Here is a 16,678-nt window from a genome sequence, read left to right on the forward strand (position 1 = left end):
TTCTTAAACGCAAAGTTTTATTAATTTAAACAGATCAATTAAAGAGGGCAAAGAAATAGCGACAAAGTTGCATTGAAGCTTCGTGATTATCGTCAGCTTAATAAGAATCAATAAAAGTGATTCCAGCTTTGCTCCCTTACATATTCAGATTGAAAAGATAAAACTTTGCGTTAAAAAAAATGAACATCTGGTAATTTTTCCTGCGAACTTAGAATACTAAGCAATTTTTTTCAAAACTCTGGATTTAATGATTGAAAAAGGTTTCTCAATAACAAATCGGTAGAACAAACCACCCAAAATACAAGCCAGCAGACAAATAAGAATAGTGATATTATCTGAGTTTTCAAATTTTAAATAACCAAGGAATTCCTGCACCATATGGATAATTCCTTTGTGTGAAAGATAGACAGCATACGACAGGGCAGCCAGCTGAGCAGTAATATACGACTTAAAACGATACAGGAAAGACGATTGGGAAATAGCAGCCATCAGAATAATTCCATAGCTTATCGCTACCAATGTAAAACCAAATACAGAAGCAGTTTTTGAAGCCTGTTCATTACATATCCAAAATGAAATTCCCAGCAGTACTACTCCAAGAAAGAAAAGCTTATTTCCATTGCCAGCGACTATTCTTCTAAACATTGAAGAATACTGCATGAGATACCCAATCAAAACACCCATTCCCAGGCCATCTAATCTTGTGTGGGTAGGATAATATATTTTCATATACCATAATTTCCAGAAATCGGTGGAAGAAGTATCTGCTGCTGCAATAAATTCATTCCACGCCATAAGCCTTGCTGCCATAGAAAATCCAATGACAACAATCATCAGAACAGCCATATATCTAAACAGTTTTGTCGGCATTAAGATGAAAAGGAACAAAGGTAAAACGAGATAAAATTGTTCTTCGATACACAATGACCATGCATGGGAAAATGTTCCCCGGCTGATGACATCTAACCCATAGTTTTGAGTGAAGGTAACAAATTTCCATAAAGGAGATAAAGCCTCCCTTTCTCTGAAAAAAGGAAATGTAAAATAGAGAAAAAGGGTAAAAAAGTAAGCCGGAATAATCCTGAAAAATCGTTTTATATAAAATGTTTTCAGATTGACGGCTCCCTTGTTGTCTATTTCTTTGAACAGCTGCCCTGAGATGAGAAAACCGCTTAAAACAAAGAAAAGATCAACTCCTGTCCAGCCAAATCGCCCAATACTGTCTATCCAGCCGGGATGTTTAAATGCACGGTAGTGATATATTAATACGAGTAAAATAGCAGCAGCCCTCAGATGATCTAATCCGTAAAGCCTTTCAGAACGTTCCGTCATTATTTTTTTTGCAAATATTGACCAATTTCAACCTGCTTTCTTACAGAAGATTTGAACAACAGTTTATTCACTGTCAACAGCAAAATAAGCAGTTTGTAGCATAAATGATGTTATCTGACATTATTTTAAAGTCTTTTGCATACATTTCTCTGGCGTAGCTTAAGTTTTTATATTTTTGAAGATGATGAAAACGCCATCAGGAACTCAGATCAGACAAACTCTATACTTCCAGCTGTTCTTCTGGACTGCTTTATTTTTATTCGGAACGGCAAGAATGTATGGAGAATATGAAAGTGGAGACTTTAAAGAATTGATCATCTATAATTTTTGGCATTGGATTTTTCAGATTGCAGGAGCCAATTTTATCTATTTCGTGCTAATCCGCCGTTTTTTTGACCGAAAAAAGTATGTAACATTTTCATTGTATCTCATTATCAGTCTTTATCTTATTTCGATCATCAACAGATTTTTTCTTGTTTATATTGCGGAACCACTCTTCACCCATGAAGTCAAAGACAGCATATCCGATATTTTTACTGATATCCCCTATCTTTTGATTCATTATACATTCACAATTATCAGTGGGGCATTTATCTTTATTTCCATCATGTTTTTCATACGGTACAGGGATGAAAAAGAACATACGATCAAACTGCAGAAGGAAAAGACCGAGCTTGAACTGCAATCGCTCAAATCTCAGCTCAATCCTCATTTTCTCTTTAATACCCTGAATAATATTTATTCTCTGTCGGTCAGTCATTCTGATAAGACTTCCCAATCCATCAGCCAGCTATCGGATATTCTGGATTATATTTTATACAAAGGACAGAAAAAATGGGTTTCGGTTTCTGATGAACTGGCTGTTATTGAACATTATATTGCGCTGGAAAGCCTACGATACCATGATGAAAGATTAAAAATCCGGAAACACATCAGGTTAAACTCCCGGAATACCATTCCACCCCTGCTGTATCTTACTTTGGTAGAAAATGCCTTTAAACATGGAGTGGGAAAAAGTTCAGAAACCACAGAAATAAAGATTGATATAGAAACGAATAGCCAGTATTCTATTTTTAAAATTGAAAATACCTTCTCAGACCACCAAACAGCTAATGAAAAAGGGATCGGGCTGCAGAATATACAAAGACAGCTGCAGTATCACTATCAGAAACATTTTACCTTCCGGATCTCACAGGAAAACAATATTTTTAAAGTTGAAATAACCACTCCTTCACATTATGATTAACTGTATTATTGTAGATGACGAACCTCTGGCGATGTCATTACTGGAAAACCATATTTCTAAGATCGATGATTTAAAACTGGTGGGAAAAGCTCAAAATGCAATGCAGGCTTATAAAATACTGCAAAATCAAACTGTAGATCTTATGTTTCTTGATATTCAGATGCCTCACCTTAGTGGAATTGATTTCCTGAAGTCACTACCCCAAAAGCCCAAGACTATTTTCACTACAGCTTACCGGGATTTTGCTATTGAAGGTTTTGAACTGGAAGCCGTAGATTATCTCCTGAAACCTATTACTTTTGAACGTTTTTTTAAATCTGTGGAACGTATTCTGAGAACTGCAGCTGACCATAAAGAAAATTTCATCCTCATTAAAACTGAAGGAATGCACCGGAAACTTATGCTTTCGGAGATCACCTATTTTGAAAGCCAGGGAAATGATATTAAAGTGGTACTCGTTACCAATGAAAGCTTTATTTCAAAAAGTAAGATTACAGATCTGGAAAAAACTTTATCCGGTAAAGGTTTTGTAAGAATTCACAGGTCTTTTATCATCAATTCTGATTTTGTGACGGCTTTCAGCAGTAATTACGTTCTAATCTGCAGCCATCAGATTCCCGTTGGAAGAAGTTATAAAAAGGAATTTGATGCCTTCATACTTTCAGTTTCCAGAAATAAGCTGTTATAAAACTGTTTATAATAATTTCGGCACTGGGTTTTATGCTTATTTTTTTAGAACTTAATCTATAAACCTCATTTTTAACATTTATTTTAAATTAATTTTAAATTCAAGCTAGTTTGAGTAATATCCAATCTGTTTCTCAGCACATTACATTGTATTAGCTATTGTAAATCTGCCTTCAGTTAAAATTAATACCTACACGCCTAAAATAACTAATTAAATAATTATCAACACATTACACAAACAATAAAACCCATGGTATCAGCAGATCATCACGTATTGATATTAAAAAAAAATGTTACTTTTGCTTGAATTAATAAAGTTGCTTTTTTGCTTTTTTATTAGTAAATTTATGTACACCAAGTAATAAAACATTAAAATTCATTTTATGAGAAAAATAATTCTACTTATTACATGTATGTTCGGTATTTCAGTTTTCTCACAGATTAAAGTGTTGAAGAATGAAAGTTTGGTGGAAATTGGTAAAGATAATTCCGTTGGTCTCTATAAAAAGGAAGATAAATTTACAGTCAACTACCAGGATCTGAACACCAGCAACCTGAATACAATCCGATCTTTTTCATTTCAGAATCTTAATGGTGATGTTGCCGGACTATACAAACTTATTATGGATGGTTTTATCTCCACTCCGGAAGAGAATGTTGTGTTGGAATTACCTAATGATATCATCGAACTTCATTATGAAAAGAATTATGGCCAACAAACCATGCAGTTTATCCAGGTGATCAACAAAAACCGGAAATATATTGGAAAATCACAGTTTTTAACCCAAAAGCAGGTGGAGAAAGTTTTCGGAAGAACCAATGGAAAATATGCCATGTATGACAAACCTGCTTCTATAAATCCTTCAGCGAATAAAGGAAACGGAAATACAGCATCTAATGCTGTTCCTGCAACAGGAGGAGCCAAGAAAAAATCAAGAAAATAATTATATTTTATAAATATTGCGAAACTCATTCTATCGGATGAGTTTTTTTATTTTATTTTTGCAGAAAGACATTAAAACTTATGCCGCTTCAGATAATCAATTTAACCAAAAAATTTGGTGAGCAGACTGCCCTTGACAATATCAACATTTCTATTGATAAAAATGAAATCATCGGTCTTCTTGGCCCGAACGGTGCCGGAAAATCTACCCTGATGAAATCTATTGTCGGAGCACTGAAAATTGACCAGGGTGAAATCATTTTCAATGGTATGAATATCTCAAACCATGAGATTGAAAGCAAAAAAAAAATAGGATTTCTTCCTGAAAACAATCCGCTTTATCTGGAGATGTACGTAAAAGAATACCTTCAGTTTGTAGCCAATATTCATAAAATCTCTGAATTCAGAGTAGATGAGGTGATAGAACTGGTAGGAATCACGCCTGAAAAATCTAAAAAAATAGGACAGCTTTCTAAAGGATACAAACAGCGTGTAGGGCTTGCACAGGCTATTATTCATCAGCCGGATTTACTGATTCTGGATGAACCTACCAATGGTCTGGATCCCAATCAAATCATTGAAATCCGTAATGTGGTAAAACAAATAGGACAGCAGAAGACCGTTTTACTTTCTACCCACATCATGCAGGAAGTGGAAGCGCTTTGTTCAAGAGTGATTCTTATTCATAAAGGGAACATCCTTCAGGACTGCCCTATTAATGAGTTTAAAGGTAAATTTGAAAGCCTGGAAGAAGCGTTTGCAAGTTATACCGTATAAAAACTAAAAAATCGCCCGGAAAAATTTCCGGGCGATTTTTTAGTTTTTAATTATTCCTGAAGCTAAAATCAGGAATTGTTATCCGTTTTTTCTTCCATTGTAGAAACTGTCTCCACATTTTTCTTCTGAATCTGCTCCAAAAGCTGCAGTCCTAAAAGCCCACTGATTCCGCCATTCGCTGAATCTCCGTTTCCACCAATTAATACCTCCGGCATTATTCTTACATTCTGGCTTGCTATATTTTCCATGATTTTCAGTTGAGTAAAGTTATTTCCACCCATTGCTTCTACAGATAGTTTGTAGGATTCTGCATTAGATTTACCAATTGCCAGAATTTTTTCTGCTTCTGCATTACCGGTTAATGAAATTTGTTCTGCATTTGCTTTTGCCAGCAATTCTATTTTTTCGGCTTCGGCTTTTGCAAGAAGTCTTGTTTTTTCTGCTTCACCTGTTGCTAACAGTTTCAGTCTGTCTCCTTCCGCATTTGCCTGTAATCTTACGGAATTGGCATCTCCGGTTGCTTTTTTCACCGATGCATCAGCTATTCTTTCCGCAATCACCACCCCCTGATCTGCTTTTACAATTTCTTTCTGCATATCAGCAACAGCCGTTTCTTTTTCCAGAGCCTGACGCGTTTCCTGGGCCAGCATTTCAGTTTCATAAGTGATTTTCTGTTCTTCCGCCAATTTTCTATCGGTAAGAGTTTTCATTAAACTTTCCGGAGGAACAATCGCTCCTATCAAAGTATCTACAGCATTTACATTATATTGTTCCAAAACACTGCTGATGTGATCTTTTGCCGACTGTTGTCTTTCTTTTCGGGTTCCCAAAAACGCAATCACATCACTATCCTGCGCTGAGTTTCTGAAATAATTCCCAATGGTTGGTTCTAAAACCTGACTTACAAGGTTGATCATATTTCCAAAACGAGCTATTACTTTTGGAGCTTCATACGTAGGAATATGGATAATTTGCGAAACATCAAGATTGAAAGGGAAACCGTCTTTACTTCGTACTGTAATTGTTGAAAGATTTTTATCCAGTTGGTGAGATTCGCTTCTTTCATAAGCCCAGTTCAGTACCAAATTGGTGGTAGGAACAAGTTCAACCTTCATAATGTAAGGATTGATGGGATATTTTCCGGGACCAATAGGTTCTGCCCAAACTCCTTTATGGCTTTTCTCAACTATATTTCCATGTTTAAAATCAATCCCGCTCAAATCTCGTCCTTCTTCTCCTACATAGCTGATAATGACTCCCACATGGCCGATCGGAATTTCCGTCATTTTCACCATTTCAACTTTTGTAAACCAGGGATTCAGAAAATAAGAACCCGCCAGGATTACCTGCTCCTGAAGGCCTTTAAATCCACCGTTATTTAAAAAAGTATCTACATCCTGAAATTTATTATGTTCATTGATAATCTTACCCGCAATCTGACCTTCTGCTAGAGGATCTCCTTCCATGGTTGTGATAATTCCCACTGCATTATCAGGAATTTGAGTCATATCCGTTAATTCTATTTCAAATAACAATGTATTGATTCTATAGGATCCCGGCGCAATAATGGCGGTCTGACGGCCTTTCCTTCCTCCATTTTTCAAAAAAGCTTCAGCATCCTGAAAAGAATCACAGTCAACTTTTCTGCCTAAGATCCTTCCGGTTTCTAATTCTACTCCATCTTTTGCCAGTAATAATCCTATTTTTCCGGTCGGAATCACTGTAAAAGACTGAAAATCGATAGAATATTGCCATATCCATTTTCTGAAATATACACCCGGAGCTAATGTCTGAGCCTGAAAACCTGCTTCTCCGTTGGTTGCAATAATTCTTCCTTCCGGAAGTTCCTGCTTACCAACCAATACAAATTTTTTAGTAACTAAACCTATTTTGTCCTGAGGAACAATGATTAATCCAAAGAAAATTCTTAAAATGAATTTATAAAAAAGTACACACAAAAGTGCAATTACGGCCGGAACCATCCAGCCATGAAAAGCTAATTCCATAGTTTTGTTTTTTGTTTTTGATTATATTTTAAAACAGGGATTGCGCTCTATTTCTTCGGCATTTGAAAAAACAGAGTATGAATTATGTGATAATTCTTTCGAAAAAATTAAGAAATTACAGGGGGAGATGTATTAAAAATCGTGAAGATGATTTCTGATACTTTTAATAGAGAAAACTTAAAGTTAATTAGTTTCATTTTGATAATAAAGGAACGAGATCCTTTGATGGTACAAATGTACAGAAGAAAAGTATTCAGTTGTTTCAGAGACCAGCAATATTTTACAAACAAAACAATAATCAATTGAAAATCAATATTATTATTTTCAAAAAGCAAATGTTTAGCCGTTTAGAAAATTTTATTTTTTGTACTGTATATTTATATTCTAAATTGAAAAATGGCTTTATATTTGATAGAATCTAAAATGTTAACCAATAACCATTTAATATGATAAAGCATATTTTATTAGGGACTTTCTGCTTAGCTCAGTTTTCTTTCGTTGATGCCAAAGAAGTTCCTCCCCCTAAAACAGGTGGTTTTATAACCTCTTCTGCCTTTCAACAGGTACCGAAGACTGTTATTATCAAAACCAAAAAATTCAAGATCAGAATCGACAAACAGCCGAATGGCAAATACCTTTACCAGTCGTGGAATGCCAACACAAAAATTACGGCAAAACCAAGCATGATCATCAGTGATGGTGAACTGATTCCTGATGGTACAGGAGGAAACTATTACATCAACTTCAATAATGAGGGACACAGCTACCAGATCTGGAGAAATTACCTTACAGATTCCCCGAAAAAAGCCCCTTATACATTGGTTGTAAATGATGCTAATGACCGTGAAATCGTTCGTCAGGACGCATATGTTGTAAAAAATTAGAATAATATAAAGGCTGGAAGAAACTGCCTTTCTTATAAAATAAAAATCCTGCATATTGATGCGGGATTTTTTTATGTTCCGGATTGTTTTAATTCTGTGAAAAAGGTACTTTCTTCATAGCTTTCTTTTGCTGCTTTGTAACCAATATTGAAAATTTCTTCCAATCTGTCTTTTCTTCGTTCAAAAGTTCCATACGATGACAGTTTTTGGGAAGAAATAAACCAGTCACAATAATCAAATTTTATTTTTTCAATTCTATAGGAAAGTAAATCATAAGAACGGGAAACGATTGCTTTAATGGAGTTCAGATCTTTAATCTTAGCTTCGTTGGGTGGGGATACAAATACACCGATCAGCTTATCACAATCCTCTCTGATGATATCTGCCGGAAAGTTATTCAATACTCCTCCATCACAATACATTTCATCACCAATAATGTACGGAGTGGTTATTCCCGGAATGGAGCATGAAGCAATGATTGCATCCACAATTTCAAAATCTTTATCAAAAATCTTCTGGGTTCCGGCAACAAGCTCTGTGGCTACAATCTTCACTTCGATATCAAGATCTCCTAATTTCATTTCATGAAAAATAGGTTTCAGATAGTTCCTGAAAATTACTGAAGAAACAAGCCCCGGCTGGTTAAATGTAAAATGTTTCCAGTTGAAAAAATACACAGAATTGAAAAATTCCAGGATTTCTTCCGGAGTTTTTCCTATGGCATGAAGGCAGCCTACAATAGATCCAGCGCTGCAACAGGAAAGGATATCAATTTCAATACCTTTTTCCTGTAAGAATTTTAATACTCCCGCATGAGCGATTCCTTTGGTACCGCCTCCTGATAAAACAAGTCCTACTCTCTCAAAATTCATTGAATAAATGTATGAAAACAGCCTGAAATAATTAAGTTAATTTTTATAAATATGTTGATTTTAAAATTATTTTAAGAAAATAAACTGTAAACCCGTGAAAAATTCGATTTATTTAAGAATAGACCTCACAGGTTTTTGAAACCTGTGAGGTCTGGAAATTGTATGATATCTTTATTTTTATGATCAGTATAAACAACGAAAAAGCCCAGATAAATCCGGGCTTTTTATAATATAGATTTCTGTATATTTCAGATTAAATGTGAATCACTTCACCATAAGCAGCAGCAGCAGCTTCCATAATGGCTTCAGAAACTGTTGGATGCGGGTGAATGGATTTGATGATCTCGTGACCTGTAGTTTCTAATTTTCTAGCTACAACGGCTTCAGCAACCATATCCGTTACTCCTTCACCAATCATGTGGCATCCTAACCACTCACCATATTTTGCATCAAAGATCACTTTGATAAATCCGTCTGTATTTCCGTTTGCAGTAGCTTTACCACTTGCAGAAAGAGGGAATTTACCTACTTTTATTTCGTATCCTTTTTCTTTAGCCTGCTTTTCAGTAAGACCTACAGAAGCTACTTCAGGGTGGCAGTAAGTACATCCAGGGATATTGCCATAGTCGATTTTTTCAACGTGCATTCCTTTGATTTTCTCAACACAAGTAATTCCTTCTGCAGAAGCAACGTGAGCCAATGCCTGAGTTGGGATGATATCTCCAATTGCATAGTATCCTGGTACTGAAGTTTCGTACCATTCGTTTACCAATACTCTTCCTTTATCTGTCTGGATTCCTACTTCTTCTAATCCGATGTTCTCGATATTAGCCGCAATACCTACAGCAGATAATAAGATATCAGCTTCAAGCGTAATGTTTCCATTAGCTGTTTTCACAGTAGCTTTTACACCTTCACCGCTTGTATCAACACTTTCTACAGAAGCGTTTGTCATGATCTCGATTCCTGTCTTTTTCAGAGATTTCTCTAAGTGTTTAGAGATTTCTTCGTCTTCTACAGGTACGATGTTTGGCATAAATTCAACAACAGTTACTTTTGTTCCCATTGTGTTATAGAAATCAGCAAATTCTACTCCGATAGCCCCAGAACCTACAACAATCATAGATTTTGGCTGCTCAGGAAGAGATAATGCCTGTCTGTATCCGATTACTTTTTTACCATCCTGTGGCAAGTTTGGTAATTCTCTTGAACGTGCTCCTGTAGCGATGATAATGTGGTTAGCTGAATATTCGGTTACTTTACCCTCTTTATCTGTCACAGAAACTTTTTTACCTTTCTGTACTTTTGCAGTACCAAGAATTACGTCAATCTTATTCTTTTTCATCAAGAATTCGATTCCTTTGCTCATTTTGCTGGCAACACCACGGCTTCTCTGAATTACATTCGGGAATTCAAAGCTTGCCTCCACTTTATTCAAACCATAATCTTCAGCATGGTTGATATAATGAAAAACCTGAGCAGATTTCAATAAAGCTTTAGTTGGAATACATCCCCAGTTAAGGCAAATTCCTCCTAAGTTTTCTTTCTCGATAATTGCGGTTTTGAAACCTAATTGCGCTGCTCTGATCGCAGTAACATATCCACCAGGACCACTTCCAATGACAATAATATCGTAATTCATTACTTTAAAAATTTTTATGCGAATTTAAGGAAAAATATTGGATGTTTAATGTTTCCGCTGACTGATCTTAAAATGCATCAACAAGGCTATTTTATTTAATTTTAAATAAAGAAAGAGAGCACAAAACGCACTCTCTTTCAATAAATTTTATTTTACTTTGAAAATTTATTAAAACTTACAGCATAAAAATCTGTTTTTCCAATTTTAATAACTGCAAAAATACTGTATTATTTCGCCTGTTTAAGTAATCGTTTTTCAACTGCATATCTTTCATTCAAAGCTTTCATTTGATCTCTCTTCATCTGTTTGGTAGCAAGCGGATGATTAAGGATAAGCTTTTTCTCGGTATTGTATTTTTTGGTAAGCTCCTGCATTTTAATATTAACCAATTCTGTTTTTGATGGATGTGGAGGAGCTGGCGGACGTTTCTGAGCAGAAACATACGTAGATAAACCTAATACTAATAGTGTTGAAATTAAAAACTTTTTCATAATGTTCATATTTTTGAATGATTTCAATTAATTCAATAGTTTTAATTAAAGTCATTCCGGTTCGTGATAAATCTTGCATATATCATACCAATATTTTTTATAGAAAATAAAATCCATATTGTAAAACCATTGGTTCATTTGAAATAATGGCTGTAATAACGATCTATTTTTCATACATTTATCTTTTAATAAACACTTATGAAAACGTCTGTAAAAAGGGTAATCTGACCAAAGACAGTATCTGGATGAAAGAACCTGAATCCCATGATTTTCCTGCAGCACAGGATTATCTGGAACTCCTTTTTGAACCGGATAAAGCTAGAAAAATGGTTGAAAAATTAAGAGCTGCCCCTACTATAACAAAAAAATCAAAAGATATTTTAAGAGCAAGCAAGCTTACCCTGCTTCCTGAGACTAATATTCATGTAAAAGAAAATCTGAAAAAGGTAGAAAAAAATAAAAAGCTTTCGCCTATACTTCTGGTAAGAGGTGAAAATGAGCTGATCATTGCAGATGGCTACCACCGCCTTTGCTGCAGCTATTATCTTACCGAAGATCTGGTAGTTCCATGCAAATGGGTTTAATAATTTTCAAAAGCTACCACATTGTTATATACTGATTTAATTAAAAATATATAATTTATTAAGTTTTAATTAATTTTTAGCTATTTTCTTTCTATATTTGATAGAAACCAAATATCTAAAACATGAAAAAATACATTTTGATTCTTTTATTAGGAACTATACCCTTAACTGCACAAGTAGGTATTAATACAACAACCCCTAACAGCACGCTTGCCGTAAATGGTTCCTTAAGGGCTGGCTACAGCGAAGTCACATCTACTGCTTATAATATTCTGGCAACCGATCATTACATCACTTATAATGGAACAGCCGATGCCACATTTACTCTCCCTGTCATCGGAACCGGAACAACAAGTTTTACGGGAAGAATTTATAAGATCAAAAACATTTCACCGAATAATATCACACTCCAGGCTTCCAGTGGTAACACATTAAGAATTGATAACGCTCCTGTTGCTTCTTTTGTGATTCCTATCGGAGCATATGCTGAAGTGGTGAACAACAGTAATACAACTGGTGGAACATGGGATTTGTCTTTTACAGTTCTTCCTAAGCCGAGCAATGTGGAGATTTATGGTACACAGTTTTTTATTCCTCCTCATGCACTTGGAACAGCAGCTGTTGCCGACTGGACCAATCACGGTAATGCAGGTTATGATTCAGGTTCTGCGACTGACAGATGGTGGATCGTGAGTAAAACATCTGTGGATAGGGCTCATACTGCTGCCTACTCTAATACAAGCAGAATGACACTTGTTTATGAATATCAGGGTACTCCTTTCAATGTCACCAATATGTATCCTATTCTTACTGCAGGAAATAACTCAAGTTTCCCGGATGTATTTACAGCATCTTTTGTAAGCCTTGCTAATAATGGTACCGCAGGAAGAACGCGACTTACTGTATCTGTAGCCCGTGTAGACTTTATCGGTACAAATGGCGTCAGTACCAATAACAGTAACTGGGCAGGAACATTCTTATTGAACGTTTTACTAGCCAGAAAATACTAGATATCTTCAAAAAAATATAATAAAAAAGAGCAGAAATTTCTGCTCTTTTTGTTTTTTAATTTAATCTACAAAACTTCAATATTCTGTTTTAATGGTAAGTTCTTGGATGAATTTCCAACCATAATTCTGTAGATACCCTTTTCTACAACCCATTCCATTTTTTCATTCAGGAACTGTAATTGCTTTATGGGAACTTCAATGGTGACAGATTTTGATTCTCCCGGCTGCAATTCTACTTTCTGAAATCCTTTGAGCTCAATCACCGGTCTGGAAACAGTAGCCAGCAAGTCTTTCACATACAGCTGAACCACTTCGCTTCCTGCTTTTGATCCTGTATTTTTTATGTTGACTTTGGCAATAATAGTTTCATTTTCTGAATATCTGGTTTTGTTCAACTGTAAGCCGGAGATTTCAAAGGTGGTATAACTTAAACCAAATCCAAACGGATACAATGGCTCACCACTCAGGTCATGATAATCATTTCCTCTTCCCGTTGGATGATGATTATAAGTCAAAGGCAGCTGGCCTTCCTCAACAGGAAAAGTGATGGGCAGTTTCCCTGATGGGTTTTCAACACCAAAGAGTGTTTTTGCTACAGCATTTCCGCCTTCTTCACCAGGATACCAAATGTCCAGGATTGCTCCTACTTTATCTTTCCATTCAGTTGTTTTTATAGCAGACCCTCCTACTAAAACTACTGTTACCGGTTTTTTCAATTTTGAAATTTCCTGAATAAATAATTCCTGATTTCCGGGCAAACTCAATGAGGAGCGATCCTGAAATTCGCCTTCATGAATCCCGGCAGCAACTATAATATAGTCTGCATTCTGAGCAAGGTTTACAGCTTCCTGATACTCTTTCTGGTACTTATGAAGTCCATAGTTCCAGATCAGTTCAAGGTTTGCTTCACCCCTGTTTTCATGAAACTCAATTGTAATGTCGTATTTTTTCCCTTTTACAAAATCTACATCAACCATTTTGGTAGAATAGCTTAGTTTTTCCCATTGGTCAATAGCTAATTTTCCATCAAGGTATAATCTGAATCCATCATTTCCCCGCAATCCTAATTGATATTTTCCTGAATCCGGTGCTTCCAGTTTTCCTGTCCAGCGGATGCTGTAATGATCCGGTTGAAGTTTTTCAGGATCCGGTGAATATAGAGTCCATTTAAAATTTAACTGTCCATCCTGTTTTTCAAACGCAGGATTTCCTTTTAAATCGGTATTAGGGAAATAGATCCCTTTTAACCCTTTTTTGTTTTCGGAAGATAAATATTCATTGGATATTGTGTTAAAATCCTTTACATTCCAATCAATTCCTTTTGAATAAATGACTTCAATGTTTTTATCTCTGATATAATTTTTAATCCCATCTACAATATTTACTTTTTTGTTTCCCGGCCCGGAATAACCGCCTAATCTGGCATCAACAGCATCTGTTCCTACCACCAGAATTTTTTTTACATTTCCGGGAACAGGAAGGGTCTGGTTATTGTTCTGAAGCAAAACAAAAGATTCTGCAGCTGTTTTTTCTGCCAAAGGCTTGTGATTAAGATTTTTTAATTCTTTAATTTCTCTGAGTGAAACGTAAGGGTTTTCAAATAATCCAAGCTCAAACTTCGCTCTCAACACTCTTGAAACAGCATCGTCAATTCTTTCTTTTGAGATTCTTCCATCCAAAAACGGAGGAATAAAGAGCTCATAATGTTTGTATTCTGTCTGAAAAATTACATCCAGCCCCGCACTGATCGCCTGCGCAGAAGCATCATCATAATCTTTTGCTGTAAAATGCAAGACATTTGCACCTCCTACCGCACTTGCATCACTGATGACAAAGCCTTTGAAATCCCAGTCCTTTTTTAACTTTTCTGTTAACAGCCAACGATTTGCGGTTGAAGGCCTTCCATCAAGCAAATTATAAGAGGTCATTACTGACCGGCTTTTTCCTTTTGTAAAAGCATTGTTAAAAGGTATTAAATGGGTTTCCTCAAGATATCTTTTACTCCAATGAATTGGGTATGAATCTCTTCCGCCTTCTCCTACATTAGCCAGAAAGTGTTTTGGAGTAGTTATAATTCCCATATTTTCAAATGAACTAACGAAACTGACTCCCATTACTGAGGTCAGAAAGGGATCTTCACCGTAAGTTTCCTCTGTCCTACCCCATCTCACATCACTCGCCAGGTTCACCACAGGTGTCAGAATCTGACGGATTCCTCTCAATTTGGATTCTTTTGCAATCGCTGTTGAGACTTTGGTCATCAACTCCGGGTTGAAAGTGGCTGCCAAACCGATTGCCTGGGGAAAAGCAGTTGCTCCTTCTCTCACCAGTCCGTGTAAGGCTTCATCAAAGGGAATAATCGGAATTCCTAATCTTGATTCTTCCACGAAATATTTCTGAATAGCATTGATTTTTTTCACCAATTTTTCTGCATCTTCATTGGCGTTATATTTCAATAATTGCCCTGCTGCTCCACCTCCTTGGTTTCCTGCGCTCACCTGAAACCCAAAAATCCCATGAGAATATTGTTCCTTCGGGACGTTATCTAAATCTCCGGGAATCATAAAACACTGCCAGAATTTTTCTTCAGGTGTCATTCTCTTCAACAGATCCTGAACTCTTGCTTCAATGGGTTGTTTTGGGTCTTTATACAAAGATTTTTGGGCAGAAATAATCACCACATTCAACAATAATGCTACTCCTGTAAGTTTAAAACGAAATAGTCTCATTATTGTACGATTTGAATTACGGTTGCATATTTCAGATTTTTTCTTTCTTCAGGTAATTTGATTTCAAGTGTATTTCCTGCAGTTTTTTTCCATTGAATTTTGGAAGAAAGACCTAATATTTTTAAAGATTTTGGCTCAAAATTTTCCGGGATGGAAAAGGTAAGTGCTGCCGGAGCCTTATATTCTGACTGCTCATCAAGATGAAATACATTTACTGTATGATGGTCCTTACTTTGGGTATAATAGTAGTTTCCTTCGTGATAGGGTGCAATACTTCTGGTTGCAAAAACCGCAGACTTATTTTTCTCCATCCACCCGGAAATCTGCTGTAATCTTTCATAGACTATTGGATCATAATCACCATTCGGTCCCGGGGCAATATTCATGAGGTAATTTCCGCCTCTTGAAATGATTTTGACCAAGGTTTCAATGATCTTCTGGGAGGTTTTATAATTGTCATTTGGAACATAGGAAAAGGAGTCTCCCATTGTGATACAGCTTTCCCAAGGGATGGAAAGAGCATGTTCCGGAACTGCCTGTTCTGGGGTAACATAGTTTTCCCATTTGCCGGGAACAGTGCGGTCTACAATGATAATTCCCGGCTGATTTTTTCTGGCCATCATTCCTATTTTATCCATATCAATGTCCTGCTCTACTTTGATGGTGCGCTGCCATTCTACTTTCTGATCTATGGTGTGAAAAGGACGTACCCATCCTCCATCTAACCAAAGAATATCAATTTTTCCATAATTGGAAGTGATCTCGTTCAGCTGATTGAAGGTGAATTTTTTAAAATTCTCCCATCTTTCCGGATATTTCTTCGGATCATAATTTACATTTCTGTCTTTCGGCGGAAAGTAAGACCACCAGTAATCATCAGAATGCCAGTCTGGTTTTGAAAAGTAAGCTCCAATTTTAAATCCTTCTTTTCTGAAAGTGTTGAAAATTTCTTTCGTTACATCTGATTTTGGATGTTTTGAGAAGGGTGTCTTAGAAGAAGTGATTTTATAGTCTGTCTGCTGGGTATCAAACATCGCAAAGCCATCATGATGCTTAGTGGTAAAAACCACATATTTCATTCCGGCTTTTTTTACTGCATCTGCCCATTTTTGAGGATTAAACTGTGTTGGATTGAAAGTTGTCTGAAGATTTTCATAATTTTTCACATATTCGCCATAAGATTTTCCGTGTTCAGGCTTTCTCTGTGTCCAAGATTCATCTTCGGGGCATAAGCTCCAGCTTTCAACAATTCCCCACTGGCTGTAGGTTCCCCAATGCATAAACAGCCCGAATTTCATATCCTGCCATTGGTCCAGATTCTGAACAATAAGAGGGTCTGTGGGTTTCTGATATCCGTCAGATACATTATGAGCCTGTGAAAATACTAATGAACTAATTAAAAAAGATGAAAGGAAAAAGGGTTTTATTTTGGGTATAACCAGCATATGGAATAGTTTTCCGCTAATTTAATTATC

14 protein-coding genes are annotated in these 16,678 nt (G+C 36.1%); 7 read left to right on the forward strand and 7 right to left on the reverse strand.

Annotation, left to right across the window (positions count from 1 at the left end; translation table 11 throughout):
* Positions 1-216: 216 nt before the first annotated feature.
* A complete protein-coding gene (locus KIK00_RS07850) occupies positions 217-1,332 on the reverse strand; it encodes an acyltransferase (protein ID WP_255816002.1) in 1,116 nt (371 codons plus the stop codon).
* A 181-nt stretch (positions 1,333-1,513) separates the two neighbouring features.
* Between KIK00_RS07850 and KIK00_RS07855 the strand changes: the two genes are divergently transcribed.
* The 4 genes from KIK00_RS07855 to KIK00_RS07870 all read left to right on the forward strand — a co-directional run bounded on the left by KIK00_RS07855 (position 1,514) and on the right by KIK00_RS07870 (position 4,985).
* Complete coding sequence (locus KIK00_RS07855; RefSeq protein WP_255816003.1) at positions 1,514-2,578, forward strand: sensor histidine kinase; 1,065 nt, start codon at positions 1,514-1,516, stop codon at positions 2,576-2,578.
* On the forward strand, positions 2,571-3,266 hold the full coding sequence (locus tag KIK00_RS07860; protein WP_255816004.1) for a LytTR family DNA-binding domain-containing protein: 696 nt from the start codon (positions 2,571-2,573) through the stop codon (positions 3,264-3,266). Before KIK00_RS07855 ends, KIK00_RS07860 begins: the two co-directional genes overlap by 8 nt.
* Before the next feature lie 382 nt (positions 3,267-3,648).
* Complete coding sequence (locus KIK00_RS07865; RefSeq protein ID WP_255816005.1) at positions 3,649-4,209, forward strand: hypothetical protein; 561 nt, start codon at positions 3,649-3,651, stop codon at positions 4,207-4,209.
* A gap of 80 nt (positions 4,210-4,289) precedes the next feature.
* Positions 4,290-4,985, forward strand: a complete 696-nt coding sequence (locus tag KIK00_RS07870; RefSeq protein WP_255816006.1) for an ABC transporter ATP-binding protein — start codon at positions 4,290-4,292, stop codon at positions 4,983-4,985.
* A gap of 68 nt (positions 4,986-5,053) precedes the next feature.
* Here KIK00_RS07870 and KIK00_RS07875 read toward each other — a convergent pair whose 3' ends face one another.
* The gene (locus KIK00_RS07875) at positions 5,054-6,991 is read right to left on the reverse strand and encodes an SPFH domain-containing protein (protein WP_255816007.1); all 1,938 of its coding nucleotides are present in this window, start codon (positions 6,989-6,991) and stop codon (positions 5,054-5,056) included.
* A gap of 446 nt (positions 6,992-7,437) precedes the next feature.
* On the opposite strand from KIK00_RS07875, the gene KIK00_RS07880 reads away from it, so the two are divergent.
* Positions 7,438-7,875 (forward strand): hypothetical protein, encoded by a 438-nt coding sequence (locus KIK00_RS07880; protein ID WP_255816008.1) that lies wholly within the window; start codon positions 7,438-7,440, stop codon positions 7,873-7,875.
* Between the two features lie 71 nt (positions 7,876-7,946).
* Here the strand turns inward: KIK00_RS07880 and KIK00_RS07885 are convergent, their stop codons facing one another.
* The 3 genes from KIK00_RS07885 to KIK00_RS07895 form a co-directional block, all read right to left on the reverse strand.
* Positions 7,947-8,747 carry a patatin-like phospholipase family protein gene (locus KIK00_RS07885; protein WP_255816009.1) on the reverse strand — a complete coding sequence of 267 codons (801 nt, stop codon included), beginning with the start codon at positions 8,745-8,747 and terminating at the stop codon, positions 7,947-7,949.
* A 253-nt stretch (positions 8,748-9,000) separates the two neighbouring features.
* Positions 9,001-10,389 carry a dihydrolipoyl dehydrogenase gene (gene lpdA, locus KIK00_RS07890; RefSeq protein WP_219072974.1) on the reverse strand — a complete coding sequence of 463 codons (1,389 nt, stop codon included), beginning with the start codon at positions 10,387-10,389 and terminating at the stop codon, positions 9,001-9,003.
* 227 nt (positions 10,390-10,616) lie between these two features.
* On the reverse strand, positions 10,617-10,880 hold the full coding sequence (locus tag KIK00_RS07895; RefSeq protein WP_255816010.1) for a hypothetical protein: 264 nt from the start codon (positions 10,878-10,880) through the stop codon (positions 10,617-10,619).
* A gap of 245 nt (positions 10,881-11,125) precedes the next feature.
* Between KIK00_RS07895 and KIK00_RS07900 the strand changes: the two genes are divergently transcribed.
* Both KIK00_RS07900 and KIK00_RS07905 read left to right on the forward strand, forming a co-directional pair.
* On the forward strand, positions 11,126-11,464 hold the full coding sequence (locus tag KIK00_RS07900) for a hypothetical protein (protein ID WP_370647749.1): 339 nt from the start codon (positions 11,126-11,128) through the stop codon (positions 11,462-11,464).
* Positions 11,465-11,586: 122 nt separating this feature from the next.
* Positions 11,587-12,474: a hypothetical protein gene (locus KIK00_RS07905; protein ID WP_255816012.1), complete on the forward strand. Its 888-nt coding sequence runs from the start codon at positions 11,587-11,589 to the stop codon at positions 12,472-12,474.
* A gap of 65 nt (positions 12,475-12,539) precedes the next feature.
* Here KIK00_RS07905 and KIK00_RS07910 read toward each other — a convergent pair whose 3' ends face one another.
* Both KIK00_RS07910 and KIK00_RS07915 read right to left on the reverse strand, forming a co-directional pair.
* Positions 12,540-15,203 (reverse strand): beta-glucosidase, encoded by a 2,664-nt coding sequence (locus tag KIK00_RS07910; protein ID WP_255816013.1) that lies wholly within the window; start codon positions 15,201-15,203, stop codon positions 12,540-12,542.
* Positions 15,203-16,648: an alpha-L-fucosidase gene (locus KIK00_RS07915; protein ID WP_255816014.1), complete on the reverse strand. Its 1,446-nt coding sequence runs from the start codon at positions 16,646-16,648 to the stop codon at positions 15,203-15,205. The genes KIK00_RS07910 and KIK00_RS07915 overlap by 1 nt, the downstream gene beginning before the upstream one ends.
* Positions 16,649-16,678: the final 30 nt, after the last annotated feature.

The organism is Chryseobacterium sp. MA9 (assembly GCF_024399315.1).
Lineage (GTDB): Bacteria > Bacteroidota > Bacteroidia > Flavobacteriales > Weeksellaceae > Chryseobacterium.